Below are 15,283 nucleotides of genomic sequence, written 5' to 3'. Positions count from 1 at the left end.
CGCGGCCGGGAACGGGGGAGACGCGCATGCTGACGCGGTCGGTGAGCGCCCATCACGTGCGGGCCGTGCTGCTGGGCGCCGAGCGGCGCGGGGTCGCCACCGGGCCGCTGCTCGCCCGAGCCGGCCTGTCCCCGGCGCTGATCGAGGAACCCCGGGACCCGGACCGGACGGCGCGGGTCCCCGCGGAACAGTTCGGACAGCTCGTCAGAATGCTGTGGGCCACCCTCGACGACGAGCTCATCGGCTTCGGCGGCGCGCCGAGCAAGGTCGGCACCTTCGCGATGATGGCCCATGCCGTGGTCCACGGCAGCCGTGACCTGCGCGAGGCGCTCCGGCGGGCCCAGGCCTTCTACTCCCTCTTCCCGGGCGGACCGCGCTTCCGGCTCGTGGAGCCCGGCGGGGTCGCGGGCGGGGCCGGAGACGGGAGCAGGGGCGTCGTCGACGGCGTGGGCGGGACCTGGGACGACGGCGTCGACGAGGCCCGGATGGAGTTCGACGTCTCCGGATACGACGACCCCCTCCACTTCGGCGCCGAGTCCACCGTCCTCGTCGCGCACCGCTTCGCCGGCTGGCTCGTCCGGCGACGGATCGGTCTGCGCCGGGTCGAGTTCGTCCACCCCGAGCCCCGGCACGCCCGGGAGTACGCCCTCCTGTTCGCGGCGCCCTGTGTCTTCGGCGCGGCACGGACCGCGGTCGTCTTCGACCGCGCGGACCTCGACGAACCGGTCCTGCGGGACGCCGCCGCGCTCAAGGTCTTCCTCCGCCGCGCCCCCGTCGACGTGCTCGTCCGCGCCGACTACGGCAGTACGGTGACCGGCCGGGTGCGGCATCTGATCGGGCGGGCGCTGCCCGAAGGGCCGGTGCCGACGCCCGAGGAGCTCGCCGACCGGCTGTCCGTCAGCCCGCAGACCCTGCGCCGCCGACTGGCCGCCGAGGGAACCACGTATCAGCGGCTGCGTGACCAGGTGCGGCGCGACCACGCCATCGCCGAGCTGGCGGCGGGACGGATCTCGATCGAACGGCTGTCGCGCCGGCTCGGGTTCTCCGAACCCAGCGCGTTCCACCGGGCGTTCCGGCGCTGGACGGGCGAGACGCCCCGGGCGTACCGGGCCCGGGTCGCCTCGTGTGCCCGTTCCGCCGTCGAAGGGGAGGGGCGGTCGCACGGGCGGGGACCGTGACCTGTCGTGGCGACCCGGAGTGCTCGCGGTCAACAACCCTGAGCGGTACGGTCACAGCCGCCGCCCGACGCCCGTCCTACCGTCCCGCCATGACCGAAATCGACCGGTCCGGCGCCCCGCGGCCCCCGGACCCCCACCCGCCCCCGACCGACGTGCGCAGGGCCGTCGGTGCCCTGCTCGGGACCGGGGTCGTGCTCTGCCTCGTCGCGGCCGTGGCCGTGACGGCCCTCGGCGTACGGGTCGACGGTACGAGCATGGCCCCGACCCTTCACGAGGGGGACCGCGTCCTTGTCGCGCCGGGCTCGGCGGGGGAGGCGCGCCGGTTCGACGTGGTGCTGCTGCGCGCCTCCGCCAAGGACGCCCTGCTGGTCAAGCGGGTGATCGGGCTGCCCGGTGACCGGGTCGCGATCGTCTCCACGCCGGAGGAACCCTTCCAGGTCCTCCTCCAGGAGAGCGGCCGAGGACCCGTACGCCGGGTGGTGGCGCCCCAGTGGGCGGCGCAGGCCCACCGTACGGGCGCGTGCTGCGGACCGGACGGGACACGGTCCGCGCGGTCCGAGCTGCGGAACGTACCCGAGGGGGCCTTCTTCTACCTGGGGGACAACCCCGATCTGTCGGACGACTCGCGGGCGTACGGCTGGGGCGAGATCGTGCGGATCGAGGGCAGGGTCGGCGTCCGGGCCTTCCCGGTCTCCACGGCAGCGGACATCGGCAACAGGCCCGTCCTGGAGGAGTACCGGGGGCCGAGTCCCTGAGCCCTCGGGGGCGGTATCGGGGTCGGGGTAGGGCTCGGCGTCGGGGTCCGGCTAGACGTTCCGGGACTCGGCCCGGGCCCCGCCCGCGGGCGGGACGCTCTCGTGGCCCGTGCTCAAGGCGATACGGACCACCGTGTCCGCGATGCGACGGGCCGACTCCTCGGGTGAGGCGGAGGCCTGGACGATATGGCTCGCCGTGAGCCGGACGGCCGCGTCCACCGCGAGTTCGCGCGCCACCGGATCGATCGTCGGCCATGCCTCCGTGACATACGCGTCGGCCATCGCCGTCGCCATGTCGAAGGCCGCCGCCGACCGCGTCGTCAGATACGAGAGGAGACCGTCCTCGCCCGTGCTGGTCAGCATGGCCTTGATCAGCGGGTTCCGGCCGGCCAGCGTGAGCGTGAAGCCGACGGCCGCCTCCACGGCGGCGCGCAGATCGTCACGGTGGGCGTCCAGGCCCGCCTGGATGCCGACGAGACAGCGCTCCAGCTCGCGCTGGAAGAGAGCCTCGCCGACGGCCTCCTTGGAGGGGAACTCCGAGTACAGCGTCTGACGGCTGACACCGACCGCGCCGGCCAGGTGCGCCATGCGCAGCTTGTCGAAGCCGCGGTCCGCGACCGCCTCGTACGCGGCGTCCAGCAGGCGCTCGCGCAGCAGTGTCCGGACCGTCTCCCTGAACCGTGGCATCGGCCAAGCCTAGTCCAGCGGGAATTCTTCCCAGGATTGTCCGAACTGTTGACACTCCATAAGAGAGTGTCCAATTCTCGAACAGGCAGCCGCAGAGTGTCACCCGCCTCCGACCATCCGGCCGCGAGACGCACGGCTGTGTACACCTCCCCACCCGCGCGGCTTGTGCGGGACGACGGTTGGAGATCACATGCAGCACGAGACCAGAGGCTTCACCCGCTGGCGCAGATCGGCGTTCCTCGCCGTGCCCGCCACGGCGGCCGTCGCCGCCATGGCCACGGCCATGGCGCAGGGCGCGCTCGCCGCGAACCTCTCGCTGACCAGCGTCCCCTTCACCCTCAGCTCCAGGACGGTGGCGGCTCCACAGGGCATCGGAGCGGTCATGCACACCGTCGACGCAGGCGGGGCCAAGGGCGCCGCCGAGGTCGGCATCGCCAAGGCGGGCCTCGACGGCATCTGTGTCCACGCCGTCCAGTCCGTCGCCCTCCCGGTGATCGGCAGCCTCGGCACCTGGTCGCTCAACATCTCCTCGCCCGCCGCGGCCACCCCGCTCACCAGCGACCAGCTCGTCGCGGGCGCCGGACTCCAGGCCGACAAACTGGTCCTGGACGCGCAGTCCCTCAAGGCGGCCACGGCCACCCTCCACGCGAGCGACACCACCCCGAACGTCATCGGCGCCGCCGCCGACGGCGCCGGGATCAAGGGCTCCGGCATCACCGACGGCACCCCGGGCCAGTTCGGTCTGGACGCCACCGGAGGCCGTACCGACATCAAGAACCTCAACGCCGACGCCAACGGCGCCACCATCTCCGGCGCCATCACCCTGCCGGACCTGGCCATCGGCATCGCCCACGGCGACAAGGGCTGCTGAGCCGGCCGAACCCGCGTGACCGCACGACCGGCGCCGCCACGAGCCGGGTCCCGCGCCCTGTGAGGGGCGGGTTTGGGGGGGGGGGGGGGGGCCCGCCCCCCCCCCCCCCCCCCCCCCCCGACACCGACTGCGAGGCCCTCATGCGCACAGATCCGCCGCCCGAGCCGAGCCCCGGTTCCGACGATCTCGCCCCACCCACCGCCGATCCGGCCCCGCCGCCCCACGGGGCGCGGGCGGCCTTCCGGCGCTGGCGCCGCACCCGGCCGTTCTGGGCGACCGTCTGGACCGGGCTCGGCGGGTTCGTCATCCTCTTCCTGCCGATGGCCCCGCTCGGCAAGATCCTCCAGGTCGGCGTCGGAGGGATCGCGGGGATGGCGGGCGGTGCCGTCCTCATGGCGATGGCCCTGCTCATGCTGCTGATGCCCGGTCAGCGCCACACCGCCGGTGTCATCGCCGTGATCGCGGGGGTCGCCTCCTTCCCCCTGTCGAACCTCGGCGGCCTCTTCGTCGGCATGGTCCTCTCGGTCCTCGGCGGCTCCATGGCCTTCGCCTGGCTCCCCGAGAAGCCCGCCAAGCGGCGCGGCGGCCTCCTCCGTCGTACCCGGCCCGCCGCCACGACCTCCCTGCCCCCCATGTCCGTCGGGAGCGGATCCGTATGACTCACCCCGGCTCCGGCCCGCGCCGCCTCTCCGGTGCGCGCCGCATCGGCCCGTCCCTCGCCCGGATGCGTACGGCCGCCCCCCGCGCCGCCACCGACTGGAACGCCCGGATGCTCGCCGAAGCGGCCGACGGCACCCGGCGCGGCACCCGCTGGGGGCGCGGCGCGCTCGCCCTCGTCCCCTCGGCCCTCGCCATCGGCGCCCTCGGCACGGCACTGGCGCAGGGCGCCCTCGCCGCCAACTTCAGCGTCGCCGGGCAGCCGTTCACCCTGACGTCCAACGGGGTCGAGGGCAGCGGCTTCGGCGCCATCGTCAACACCCCAGCCGTCGGACGCCCGGACGGCACCACGACCACCAACACCGCCATGGCACGCGTCGGTTTCGCGAGCGCCGGGCTCGCCGGTCTCTGCGGCATCGTCCACCAGACGATCGCGGGAGTCCCGTACTCCCTGCTCCTGACGGGCGGCCAGAAGGTGACGGCCACCCCGCCGGGCACCTTCACCACCGACATCGACGCCTCGAACCTCTACATCCAGGCGACCGAACTCCAGGCGTACGGCCCCACCACCCTCCAGAACGCGGTCCTCGGCCAGTCCGCCGACCAGGTCACCGTGGCGGGCAAGCCGCTCACGGGAGCGCTGCCGGGCGGGTTCGGGCTCGGCTCGGCGGGCGGCGAGGGAGGCAGCTCCATCACGCTGCACGGACTCAACGCCACCGCCTACGACGCCGAGATGGCGGGCGCGCTCGTGCTGCCCGACCTGAAGATCAGGGTCGTCACGGGAACGGCCTCCACATGCTGAGCCGGGCGAGGTCCGCGTACGGGTGGTTCCGCGCCTTCCGCCGTACCCGGCCGTTCTGGGGCGGGGTCTGGCTGGTCGCCGGGGGCTGGACCGTCCTCAAGTTCTCCCTGAGCTCCCTGCAGCTGATCGTGAGCACGGGCTTCGGGGGAGTGGCCGGCTACCTCGTCGGCGGCGGGATGATCCTCTGCGGTCTCGTCCCGATGGCGCTGCCCGCGCAGCGTTACACCCTCGGACTCATCGGCGTGGTCCTCGCGGTCGTCTCGCTCGTCGTCTCCAACCTCGGCGGCTTCCTGCTCGGCATGACGCTCGGCGTCCTCGGCGGATCCATGATGGTGGGCTGGGGCGCCAAACGGCCGCGCCGCCGGGCGGCGGTGGAGGGGTGAGCGCGACCGGGGCGGCCGAGGCGCCGGCGGCCGGGGGAGCGGGGGTGGCGGCGCCGGCCGGTACACGGGGCTGCCGCCGCGAGACCCTCGCCGGTTCTCCCGCCCGGCCACGCCGCAAGGCCCTCGCCGTGGCCCTGGCACTCGTCCTCGCCGTCCTGACCGCCGTCTGGCCGGGGCAGCCGAGCCGTGCCGCGGGGGCCGCCGCCGCCGTCGAACCGATGGGCGCGCCCTTCCTGCCCTCCCCCGACCCGCTGCACGTCACCATCGCCGGCATGGTCGCCGTCTCCATGACGGTGGAGAAGAACGTCACCATCCGGCTCTCCGACGGCACGACCCGCGTCACCAACCAGTACACCTTCACCAAGCTCAAGATCCGCTCGCACATGAACGTGACCCAGCGCGCCGCCGGCCACACCGTCACCATCGACGTCCCCGACGAGGGCTCACTCGGCGGCTACGACAGCGCGGGCAGACCCGAGACGACCACGATGTGGGGCAGCATCTCCCACGTCTGCGTCCGCGTCCTCGTCAAGATCTGCGGAGTGCAGGGCCTCCTCGACTTCTTCGGCTCCCTCATCCCCCTCACCGCCGGGGCCGAGGACTTCGTCGGCGACATCTACGCCATTCGTACCGTCGACGACCACGCGGCCCTCGACTCCACCGACAACCCCGTCCACCTCCCCGGAACCATCACGGTGACCACCCCATGAGCCCCGAGAGCTTCAGCCCGGAAGGGCGTACCCACTGGCGCCGCTCCCTCGCCGTCGCCCTGCCCGCGCTCCTGGCGGCCGGCGGCCTCGGTTCCGCCATGGCGAGCGGCGCCCTCGCCGTCGGCCTCCAGATCCAGGACCAGCCCGTCGACTTCACGACCAGCAGCCTGTACGGGACGCAGTACGGCGCCGCCGTCGTCGACCAGACCGTCGTACGGGCCGACGGCTCGAGCGGAACCGTACGGGTGCTCCGCATGGGATTCGCGGACGGGATGCTCAACGGCCTCTGCCTCAGCCGGCGGCAGCAGATCGGGGGAGCCACGTACACGCTGCTCCTCACCCTCGGCGACGACGACCCCGGCTCGTGGGAGATCAGGACGAAGAACACCGTCCTCGACCTGCGGAACGCCACCGGAGTCCTCGACATGGACGGCGTCGTCGACCTCAACACCAACGGCGCCGACGTGAAGACCGTCAAGGACGCCGGCGGCGCGTACGTCGTCAATCCGCTCGACAGCCCGCAGCACCGCTTCGGCATCCAGGCGCGGTACGCCAAGTTCGACCGGATCGTCGGCACCGCCCAGGACTTCCAGATCCCGGGCCTCCTCACCACCCCGAAGCTCAAGCTCTCCGTACGTCCGGGCACGGTCGCCTGCCCCGCCCCGGCCGCGCCCACCGGCACGCCGGGCACGCCGTGAGTCCCAGGGGGCCGACCCGATCTCCGGGGTCGGTATCTGACGACCCGTACGACCTGGCAGACTGCGGGCCTCACCGTCGTCTCCCCCGTGTCGTGAGCGGACCGCTCCATCGGGGAGGCGGCAAGCGACTCCTGGAGGCCCCTCATGGCGCAGCAGCCCGGACACGCGGCCCGCACGAGTGGACGCTCCCGCAGACCACCGCGCCGGCGTGGCAGCGGGGCGGGCGCCCGATGACGCTGTGCCGTACCCGGCGTGCCGATCCCGGGTCCCTCGTCGTCCGCAGCGCGCCCGCCGCGCCCACGGCGGCGGTGCTGCTGCTCCACGGCGGCCGCGCCGACGGCATCGAACCGCCGCCCGCCCTCAACTTTCCCGCCCTGCGGATGCGCCCCTTCGCCGCTGCCGTGACCCGCGCCGTCCGGGGCCGGGACGTGCTGATCGCCGAGGTGCGCTACCGCCACCGCGGCTGGAACGGGCCGAGCGCCGACGCCGCCCGGGACGCCGAGAGTGCCCTCGTACGCCTCCGGGAACGGGCCGGACCCGTACCCGTCGTCCTCCTCGGCCACTCCATGGGCGGCCGGGCCGCCCTCCGCGCCGCGGGCGACCCGGCCGTCCGGGGTGTCGTCGCCCTCGCGCCCTGGTGCCCCACGGACGAACCCGTGGACCACCTCGGCGGCCGGCGCCTCTACCTGCTCCACGACGAGACCGACCGCGTCACGTCCGCCCGCGCGTCCTGGGACTTCGTCCGCAGGGCCCGGGCGGCGGGCGCGGACGCCGCGGGCATCCCCATGCCGACGGGCGGGCACGCCATGCTGCGCGGCGCCCAGCTCTGGCACCGGCGGGCGGCCGAACTCACGGCGGCACTCCTCTCACACGGGTGAGTCGCGCCGCCCGGCCGTGCTCCCGGGGAGGCCTGGCCCACCGCGGAGGTCGCCCGGATGCCGGGCGTGACGGCCCGGACCCTGCGGCACCACGACGAGATCGGACTGCTGCCGCCCGCCTGGATCGGCCCTAGGCGGTGATCATGCCCGCGCACGCCGCTCGTGTCGCCCCGTGGACCGCGCGGGCAAGGCGTGCGCCCCAGAGGGAACGAGGGCCCGCGAACGGCTCGGCGGCCGTGCCGGGGCCGGTGGCCACGGGGGCGGCCACGCAGACCGCGTCCGTGGGGGTGCCGGAAGCGTCCGCGCCCAGCTCCACCAGGGCCTGCACCTTCGCCTCGGTGGCGGTGGCGACCGCGTTGACGAGCGCCGCGTCCGTCAGGGGCACGGGCAGCGACACGATGATGTTGATCGTCCCGGGCCGGGGAACGGTGACGCCGCCGGCACCCGGTGCGGCGGCCCAGCCCCGTACCCCTATCCCCGCGGTGACCACGGCCCGCACACCGCCGTCCACGGCGTGGCACCGGTCCCTCACCGAGGCCGCCGTCATGAGCCCCACACCCGCGCCCTCCACACCCGCCCCGGCGGCCAGGTCGCGGAGGTGGGCGACCGGGTCGAGCCGGTCGTAGCCGGGCGGGACCTGGGCGTTGAGCACCCATGCCCGCTCGCCGATGCCGCCGCCGAGCACCGCGCTCGACACCATGCGCACGCCCGGCCCGGGGACCCACACCAGGAGCGGCCACGCGCGGCCCTGCTCCGTATGCGTGAGGAGAGCCGCGTCGGCGAGAGAAGCGCTGGTCAGGAGGGTTCGCGAGGGCATCCCCACACCCTAGGGGGTGCCTTGTCGGCAGCTTCTCCGGCCTTGCCGCCCGGGGCTGGGCGCGGCGGCCTCGGTGCCGCGGTGGTCAGGCGAGCCCGTTCCAGCCCCAGCGCGGGGTGGGACCGGGTTCGCCGAGATCCGTGCCCGGTGCCGAGGCGGAGACGTCCCTGGCGATCCGTGTGCCCCAGTCGAAGTACTCCACCACCCGGCGCCGCAGCAGGGCGTCGTCCGGCAGCTCCTTCTCCACGGCCGCCGTCATCAACTCCATCCAGCGCAACCTCTGTTCCTCCGTGATGCCGAGCCCGAGATGGGCGCGGAGCAGGGCCTGGTGCCCGCCGAGCTCCGCCGTGAAGTCGGCGGGTCCCGCGAACACCTCCGCCAGCCACACGGCCACGTGCTCGACGTGCGCGGCGGTGAAGTCGGCGAAGACGGGCGCGAGGAGGGGATCGGCCAGGACCGCCTCGTAGAACGTCTCGGAGAGCCGGCGCAGCGCGTCGGCACCGCCCACGGCCTCGTACAGGGTGTTCGCGTGCTCGGCGGTCATGGAACGCCTCCGGGATCCGGGATGTGTGCCCCCAGCCTTCACGCAACAGGGCCCGGATCCAAGGATGTTCGCTCTCGGCGGGGCGCGCCGCCCCGGCCGCCCGGTCCGCGCGGGGCAGGCGGTCACAACCGTCCGGCCCGCGTGGGGCGGGGGCCCGGACGGCTCGGAACGCCGTGGCGGACGGCCGGGCCGGAGGAATGGATAGCCTGGGCGAATGCTTACAGAAGTGACAGCGACCCGCTATGTCACCCCCTTGCGTGAGGGCGGCTCGCTTCCCGGGATCGTCGAGGCCGACGACCTCGGTACGTATGTCATGAAGTTCACCGGCGCGGGTCAGGGCCGCAAGACCCTGGTCGCCGAGGTCATCTGCGGGCAGCTCGCCCGCAGGCTCGGGCTGCGGGTGCCGGAACTCGTCACCATCCAGCTCGACCCGGTCATCGGGCTCTCCGAGCCCGACCAGGAGGTACAGGAGCTGCTCAAGGCGAGCGGCGGACTCAACCTGGGCATGGACTTCCTGCCCGGCTCGCTGGGCTTCGACCCGCTGGCGTACGAGGTGGACCCCGCCGAGGCCGGCAAGGTCGTCTGGTTCGACGCGGTCATCAACAACGTCGACCGCTCCTGGCGCAACCCGAACATGCTCGTCTGGCACGGCGACCTGTGGCTCATCGACCACGGCGCCACCATGATCTGGCACCACAACTGGAAGGGCGCGCAGGCCTCCGCCGCCAAGCCCTACGACGCCTCCGACCACGCGCTCGCCCCCTTCGGGCCCGACGTCGCCGCCGCTGCCGCAGAGCTCGCGCCGCTCGTCACCCGCGAGCTGCTCGACGAGATCGCCGCCGACGTACCCGACGAGTGGCTCGTCGACGAGCCCGGCTTCGACAGCACGGACGAGGTGCGCGCCGCGTACGTCGGGGCGCTGCTGCCGCGCGCCGCCACCATCCACGAGCGGATCACGCTCGGTCCGCGCACCGAGAACCGGCCGCAGCAGCCGCCCGGCTGGCTGGCCGAGCGCCTCGCGCCCCGGACGCACTCCACCGAGAAGGACAGCACCCCGTGACCCACCGCGATGTCTTCGAGTACGCGCTGCTGCGCGTGGTGCCGCGGGTCGAGCGCGGCGAGTGCTTCAACGCCGGGGTGGTCGTCTACTGCCGCGCCCGGTCCTTCGTGGGCGCCCGTACCCATCTGGACGAGGGGAAGCTGTCGGTGCTCGACCCGGCGGCCGACGTGGCCGGAGTCCGGGCGGCGCTGCGCGCCGTCGAGGGGGTCTGCCTCGGGGGTGACGCCGCCGGTCAGGCCGCGCCGGACGACGCGGGGCGCCGCTTCCGCTGGCTGATCGCGCCGCGCTCCACGGTCGTCCAGCCGGGCCCCGTCCACACCGGTCTCACCACCGACCCGGAGGCCGAGGTGGAGCGGCTGCTCGACCTGCTGGTGCGCTGAGCGGGCAGGTCTGCCGCCACGCCCGGCGACGGGGAGTGACCCGGTGCACCCGGTGGGCCGTTGACACCGGGTGCCAGGGCTTCTAGCGTCTCGTTCTGCGGACGATACTAAGCGGTCGCTCATGTGCGGGACGCAGGAGCGGGTGACCGGGTTCGACCGCGACCAGGGACGATCCAAGGGCGAGGAGAACCAGCATGTCCACCACCGAGCAGCGCGTAGCCGTCGTCACGGGTGCCGCACGGGGTATCGGGGCCGCCACCGCGCTCCGCCTCGCGGCCGAGGGCCGCGCCGTCGCCGTACTCGACCTCGACGAGGCGGCCTGCAAGGACACCGTCGAGAAGATCACCGCCGCGGGCGGCACCGCCCTCGCGGTCGGCTGCGACGTCTCCGACAGCGCCCAGGTGGAGGCCGCCGTCGCGCGCGTCGCCGCCGAGCTCGGCGCGCCGACGATCCTCGTCAACAACGCGGGTGTGCTCCGCGACAACCTGCTCTTCAAGATGTCCGAGTCCGACTGGGACCTCGTCATGAACGTGCACCTCAAGGGCGCGTTCCTGATGGCGAAGGCCTGTCAGAAGCACATGGTGGACGCGGGCTTCGGCCGGATCGTCTCGCTCTCCTCCTCCTCGGCGCTCGGCAACCGCGGTCAGGCCAACTACTCGGCCGTGAAGGCCGGTCTGCAGGGCCTCACCAAGACCCTCGCCAAGGAGCTCGGCAAGTTCGGCGTCACCGCCAACGCCGTCGCCCCGGGCTTCATCGTCACCGAGATGACCGCGCAGACCGCCGAGCGCGTCGGCATGGGCTTCGAGGAGTTCCAGGCCGCCGCCGCGTCCATGATCCCGGTGCAGCGGGTCGGCCGCCCCGAGGACGTCGCCAACGCGATCGCCTTCTTCGCGGGCGACGACGCCGGCTTCGTCTCGGGCCAGGTCATGTACGTGGCCGGCGGCCCGCTCAACTGACCACCGGCAGCGAGAGGAACGAGGCGGACATGACCGCACAAGCACGGCCGGAGCTCTCCGGCAAGGTCGCCCTCGTCACCGGCGCGAGCCGGGGCATCGGCTACGGCATCGCCGAGGCGCTCGTCGCCCGCGGCGACCGGGTCGTCATCACCGGCCGCGGCGAGGAGGCCCTCAAGGAGGCCGTCGAGCGGCTCGGGGCCGACCGGGCGATCGGCGTCCCCGGCAAGGCCCACGACGAGGTCCACCAGGCCGCCGCCGTCGAGGCGGCGATGGACGGCTTCGGCCGGCTGGACTTCCTGATCAACAACGCCGGTACGAACCCGGTCTTCGGTCCCATCGCCGATCTGGACCTCGGGGTGGCCCGGAAGGTCTTCGAGACCAACGTGGTCTCGGCGCTCGGCTTCGCCCAGCGGAGCTGGCACGCCTGGCAGAAGGAGCACGGCGGCGCGATCGTGAACATCGCCTCGATCGCCGGCGTCTCCGCCTCGCCTTTCATCGGCGCATACGGAATGAGCAAGGCCGCGATGGTCAATCTCACTCTGCAGCTGGCGCATGAATTCGCCCCGCTCGTGCGCGTCAATGCCATTGCCCCGGCCGTCGTGAAGACGAAATTCGCGCAGGCGCTGTACGAGGGCCGGGAAGCGGAGGCGGCCGCCGCCTATCCGCTCGGCCGGCTCGGCGAGCCCTCGGACATCGGCGGCGCGGCCGCCTTCCTCACCTCCTCCCAGTCGGAGTGGATCACCGGCCAGACGCTCGTCGTCGACGGCGGGATTTTCCTGAACGCCGGAGTCGGGTGACCGATAATCGGACACTTTCCGGATTCAGTGTCCGGATTGAACCCGGTTATACGCCGAATGCCTCAAGTGCCCCGTCAGGCTCGAACATTGACCTGACGGGGTGCTGCGGTATCGTCGGCCGACCCCTGGCTGAACGAGGAGCGTGCACGTGTTCAACCGGACCAGTCTGCAGGCCGCTGCAGCCCTTGTGTCCATATCCCTGGTGTCCGGATGCAGTGTCTTCTCGGACAGTGAATCCGCCGGGGATCAGAGAATCGTCATCGGCACGACGAGTTCTCCCACCACGCTTGATCCGGCCGCAGCCTGGGACAATTCCTGGGAGCTCTTCCGGAATGTCTTCCAGACCCTGGTGAGCTTCCCCACAGGAAGTACCACCCCGGATTCGGACGCCGCCGAATGCAAGTTCTCCGACACGGCCAGCCGGGTCTTCGAGTGCAAGCTCGTGGAGGGCCTCACGTTCTCCAACGGGCACAAGCTGGACGCCAAGGCCGTGCAGTATTCGATCGAGCGCATCCGCACGATCGACCACAAGGGCGGTCCCAACGGGATGCTCGGCTCGCTCGACAAGATCGAGACCGTCGGCGACCGCACCATCGTGTTCCGGCTCAACAAGTCGGACGCCACCTTCCCCTTCATCCTGGCGACCCCCGCGATGTCGATCGTGGACCCCGCCGACTACCCGGCCGACCGGCTTCGTGGCAAGGACGGGAAGGTCACCGGCTCGGGACCGTACGTCCTCGACTCGTACACCGAGAAGAAGACGGCCGAGCTGACCAAGAACCCGACCTACAAGGGCTTCGCCGACCGTAAGAACGGCGGCGTCACGATCAAGTACTTCAACGAGTCCGAGGCGCTCGTCGCCGCGCTCAAGAAGGAGGAGATCGACGCCACCTACCGCGGCCTCACCGCCGAGGAGGTCGTCGAACTCCAGGACGACAAGCCCGAGAACAAGGGCCTCCAGCTCATCGAGTCGACGGGCGCCGACATCCGGTACCTGGTCTTCAACGCCCAGGACCCCACGGTCGCCAAGCCCGCTGTCCGCAAGGCCATCGCCCAGCTCGTCGACCGCGACGAACTGGTCAACAAGGTCTACCAGGGCACCGCCGAGCCCCTGTACTCGATGGTGCCCAAGGGCATCGCCGCCCACACCACCAAGTTCTTCGACCGCTACGGCATGCCGAACGCCAAGAAGGCCGAGAAGATCCTCCGCGACGCGGGCATCACCGATCCCGTCGAGCTGACCTTCTGGTACACCACGGACCGGTACGGCTCCTCCACGGCCGCCGAGTTCAAGGAGCTCAAGCGCCAGCTCGAGGAGTCCGGCCTCTTCGAGGTCACCCTCCACGGGAAGCCCTGGACGGAGTTCCAGGAGGGCTACCAGAAGGGCGAGTACCCGGTCTTCGGGCGCGGCTGGTTCCCCGACTTCCCGGACCCGGACAACTTCGTCGCGCCGTTCATCGGCAAGGAGAACGTCCTCGGTACGCCGTACGTGAGCCCCAGGATCACCGGCGAGCTGCTCCCGAAGTCCCGTCGCGAGAGCGACCGCGGGACCGTCACGGACGAGTTCGTGGAGGCCCAGGAGATCCTGGTCCAGGACGTCCGGCTGCTGCCGCTGTGGCAGGGCAAGCTGTACATCGCGGCCGGCGACGACATCGGCGGCGGCGAGCGCGCGCTCGACCCGCAGACGGTCATGCAGGTCTGGGAGCTGTACCGCCGGGCCAGCTGGTAGAAGGGCTGCCGGGGGCCACTGTCAGTGGCCCCCGGTAGGTTCGTGGACGGAGTAACAGGAACGTCCACCGGAGGTTGTTGACCGTGACCGACACCAGCATGCTGCCCGAGTCCTGGCGGGGTGTTCTCGGCGAGGAGCTGCGGAAGCCGTACTTCGCCCAGCTCACCGAGTTCGTCGAGGAGGAGCGGGCCAAGGGACCGGTCTTCCCGCCGAAGGACGAGGTGTTCGCCGCCCTCGACGCCACTCCGTACGACAAGGTGAAGGTCCTGATCCTCGGTCAGGACCCCTACCACGGCGAGGGACAGGGCCACGGCCTCTGCTTCTCGGTCCGGCCCGGCGTGAAGACCCCGCCCTCCCTGCGCAACATCTACAAGGAGATGCAGGCCGAGCTCGGCCACCCGATCCCGGACAACGGCTATCTGATGCCGTGGGCCGACCAGGGCGTCCTCCTGCTCAACGCCGTGCTGACCGTCCGCTCCGGCGAGGCGAACTCGCACAAGGGCAAGGGCTGGGAGAAGTTCACGGACGCCGTGATCACCGCCGTCGCCTCGCGGCCCGACCCCGCCGTCTTCGTCCTCTGGGGCAACTACGCGCAGAAGAAGCTCCCCCTCATCGACGAGGAGCGGCACGTCGTGGTGAAGGGCGCCCACCCCTCGCCCCTCTCGGCGAAGAAGTTCTTCGGATCGCAGCCCTTCACCCAGATCGACACGGCCGTCGCGGCCCAGGGACACGAGCCGATCGACTGGCGCATCCCGGACCTCGGCTGAGCCTCGGCCCGATCCGGCCCGGGTGCGGCTAGCGTCGGCTCTCCCAGTGGGTGAGCGGGTGGAGGTCGCGGTGACCGAGCAGCAGCAGGTGTCGGACGACGGGGTCCTGACCAGGATCGGGCAGGCCATGATGCTGCTCCACGGCGGCGACCGTGAGGAGGCCCGCAACCGCTTCGGACTCCTCTGGCAGCAGATCGGCCCCGACGGGGACCCGCTGCACCGGTGCACCCTCGCGCACTACATGGCGGACGCACAGGACGACCCCGACACCGAGCTGGCCTGGGACCTGCGTGCCCTCAGCGCGGCGGAGGGCCTCGCCGACGAGCGGACCGCCGAGCACGGCTCGGCGGTCGCACTCCGGGCGCTCTACCCCTCGCTCCACCTCAACCTGGCCGCCGACTACGTCAAGCTCCAGCGGCCCGACGCCGCACGGGTCCATCTGGACCGGGCCCGCGCCGCCTCGGACCACCTCGACGACGACGGCTACGGCAACGGGGTGCGGGCGGCGATCCAGCGCCTGGAACAGCGGCTTCGGGCGGAGTGACGGGCCGGGTAGCCGGGTCTCGCGACGGGCCCGGGGTCCGGGCCCTCGGCGGAGGAGCGTGACGGCGGGC

General features: G+C 72.4%; 19 protein-coding genes and 1 pseudogene. 17 read left to right on the top strand and 3 right to left on the bottom strand.

Translation table 11 applies throughout. From position 1 onward, the window contains the following. Window positions 1-26 precede the first annotated feature (26 nt). Together ACH4MY_RS19455 and lepB are read left to right on the top strand one after the other, a co-directional pair. Window positions 27-1,178 carry an AraC family transcriptional regulator gene (locus tag ACH4MY_RS19455; RefSeq protein ID WP_398004565.1) on the top strand — a complete coding sequence of 384 codons (1,152 nt, stop codon included), beginning with the start codon at window positions 27-29 and terminating at the stop codon, window positions 1,176-1,178. An 89-nt stretch (window positions 1,179-1,267) separates the two neighbouring features. Continuing rightward, window positions 1,268-1,933 carry a signal peptidase I gene (lepB, locus tag ACH4MY_RS19450; protein WP_398004563.1) on the top strand — a complete coding sequence of 222 codons (666 nt, stop codon included), beginning with the start codon at window positions 1,268-1,270 and terminating at the stop codon, window positions 1,931-1,933. Between the two features lie 51 nt (window positions 1,934-1,984). Here the strand turns inward: lepB and ACH4MY_RS19445 are convergent, their stop codons facing one another. Further along, on the bottom strand, window positions 1,985-2,620 hold the full coding sequence (locus ACH4MY_RS19445) for a TetR family transcriptional regulator (protein WP_398004561.1): 636 nt from the start codon (window positions 2,618-2,620) through the stop codon (window positions 1,985-1,987). Between the two features lie 190 nt (window positions 2,621-2,810). Between ACH4MY_RS19445 and ACH4MY_RS19440 the strand changes: the two genes are divergently transcribed. The 8 genes and pseudogenes from ACH4MY_RS19440 to ACH4MY_RS19405 all read left to right on the top strand — a co-directional run. Then, on the top strand, window positions 2,811-3,491 hold the full coding sequence (locus tag ACH4MY_RS19440) for a cholesterol esterase (protein ID WP_398004559.1): 681 nt from the start codon (window positions 2,811-2,813) through the stop codon (window positions 3,489-3,491). Window positions 3,492-3,631: 140 nt separating this feature from the next. Then, the gene (locus tag ACH4MY_RS19435; protein ID WP_398004557.1) at window positions 3,632-4,150 is read left to right on the top strand and encodes a DUF6114 domain-containing protein; all 519 of its coding nucleotides are present in this window, start codon (window positions 3,632-3,634) and stop codon (window positions 4,148-4,150) included. Next, on the top strand, window positions 4,147-4,950 hold the full coding sequence (locus ACH4MY_RS19430) for a DUF6230 family protein (RefSeq protein ID WP_398004555.1): 804 nt from the start codon (window positions 4,147-4,149) through the stop codon (window positions 4,948-4,950). Before ACH4MY_RS19435 ends, ACH4MY_RS19430 begins: the two co-directional genes overlap by 4 nt. After that, entirely contained in the window at window positions 4,944-5,333 is a 390-nt protein-coding gene (locus ACH4MY_RS19425; RefSeq protein WP_398004553.1) for a DUF6114 domain-containing protein, read from the top strand. The genes ACH4MY_RS19430 and ACH4MY_RS19425 overlap by 7 nt, the downstream gene beginning before the upstream one ends. After that, window positions 5,330-6,043 carry a hypothetical protein gene (locus tag ACH4MY_RS19420; RefSeq protein ID WP_398004551.1) on the top strand — a complete coding sequence of 238 codons (714 nt, stop codon included), beginning with the start codon at window positions 5,330-5,332 and terminating at the stop codon, window positions 6,041-6,043. The genes ACH4MY_RS19425 and ACH4MY_RS19420 overlap by 4 nt, the downstream gene beginning before the upstream one ends. After that, window positions 6,040-6,741 carry a DUF6230 family protein gene (locus ACH4MY_RS19415; RefSeq protein ID WP_398004549.1) on the top strand — a complete coding sequence of 234 codons (702 nt, stop codon included), beginning with the start codon at window positions 6,040-6,042 and terminating at the stop codon, window positions 6,739-6,741. The genes ACH4MY_RS19420 and ACH4MY_RS19415 overlap by 4 nt, the downstream gene beginning before the upstream one ends. 230 nt (window positions 6,742-6,971) lie before the next feature. After that, window positions 6,972-7,619, top strand: a complete 648-nt coding sequence (locus tag ACH4MY_RS19410; protein ID WP_398004547.1) for an alpha/beta hydrolase — start codon at window positions 6,972-6,974, stop codon at window positions 7,617-7,619. Between the two features lie 33 nt (window positions 7,620-7,652). After that, window positions 7,653-7,748: pseudogene (locus ACH4MY_RS19405) on the top strand (MerR family DNA-binding transcriptional regulator); the annotation flags it as partial. Window position 7,749: 1 nt separating this feature from the next. Here ACH4MY_RS19405 and ACH4MY_RS19400 read toward each other — a convergent pair. Together ACH4MY_RS19400 and ACH4MY_RS19395 are read right to left on the bottom strand one after the other, a co-directional pair. Continuing rightward, window positions 7,750-8,436: an adenosylcobinamide amidohydrolase gene (locus tag ACH4MY_RS19400; RefSeq protein WP_398004545.1), complete on the bottom strand. Its 687-nt coding sequence runs from the start codon at window positions 8,434-8,436 to the stop codon at window positions 7,750-7,752. 85 nt (window positions 8,437-8,521) lie between these two features. Next, on the bottom strand, window positions 8,522-8,980 hold the full coding sequence (locus tag ACH4MY_RS19395; RefSeq protein WP_398004543.1) for a group II truncated hemoglobin: 459 nt from the start codon (window positions 8,978-8,980) through the stop codon (window positions 8,522-8,524). Window positions 8,981-9,194: 214 nt separating this feature from the next. Here ACH4MY_RS19395 and ACH4MY_RS19390 point away from each other — a divergent pair, with 214 nt between their 5' ends. From ACH4MY_RS19390 to ACH4MY_RS19360, 7 genes are all read left to right on the top strand, one after another. Continuing rightward, on the top strand, window positions 9,195-10,040 hold the full coding sequence (locus tag ACH4MY_RS19390; protein WP_398004542.1) for a HipA family kinase: 846 nt from the start codon (window positions 9,195-9,197) through the stop codon (window positions 10,038-10,040). Then, a complete protein-coding gene (locus ACH4MY_RS19385) occupies window positions 10,037-10,420 on the top strand; it encodes a DUF3037 domain-containing protein (protein WP_398004541.1) in 384 nt (127 codons plus the stop codon). The genes ACH4MY_RS19390 and ACH4MY_RS19385 overlap by 4 nt, the downstream gene beginning before the upstream one ends. Before the next feature lie 194 nt (window positions 10,421-10,614). Beyond that, window positions 10,615-11,376 carry a 3-oxoacyl-ACP reductase FabG gene (gene fabG, locus ACH4MY_RS19380; RefSeq protein ID WP_398004539.1) on the top strand — a complete coding sequence of 254 codons (762 nt, stop codon included), beginning with the start codon at window positions 10,615-10,617 and terminating at the stop codon, window positions 11,374-11,376. 29 nt (window positions 11,377-11,405) lie between these two features. Then, window positions 11,406-12,173 carry an SDR family oxidoreductase gene (locus tag ACH4MY_RS19375; protein WP_398004537.1) on the top strand — a complete coding sequence of 256 codons (768 nt, stop codon included), beginning with the start codon at window positions 11,406-11,408 and terminating at the stop codon, window positions 12,171-12,173. A 148-nt stretch (window positions 12,174-12,321) separates the two neighbouring features. Continuing rightward, entirely contained in the window at window positions 12,322-13,902 is a 1,581-nt protein-coding gene (locus ACH4MY_RS19370) for an ABC transporter substrate-binding protein (protein WP_398004535.1), read from the top strand. A gap of 83 nt (window positions 13,903-13,985) precedes the next feature. After that, window positions 13,986-14,669, top strand: coding sequence for a uracil-DNA glycosylase (gene ung / locus ACH4MY_RS19365; RefSeq protein WP_398004533.1), 684 nt, complete (start codon window positions 13,986-13,988; stop codon window positions 14,667-14,669). A gap of 70 nt (window positions 14,670-14,739) precedes the next feature. After that, on the top strand, window positions 14,740-15,213 hold the full coding sequence (locus ACH4MY_RS19360) for a hypothetical protein (RefSeq protein WP_398004531.1): 474 nt from the start codon (window positions 14,740-14,742) through the stop codon (window positions 15,211-15,213). The last annotated feature ends 70 nt before the right edge of the window (window positions 15,214-15,283 follow it).

The organism is Streptomyces sp. NPDC017246, assembly GCF_044331325.1.
GTDB lineage: Bacteria > Actinomycetota > Actinomycetes > Streptomycetales > Streptomycetaceae > Streptomyces.
The sequence above is the reverse complement of the archived record's forward strand: the minus strand, read 5'-3'. Positions and strand labels throughout refer to the sequence as shown.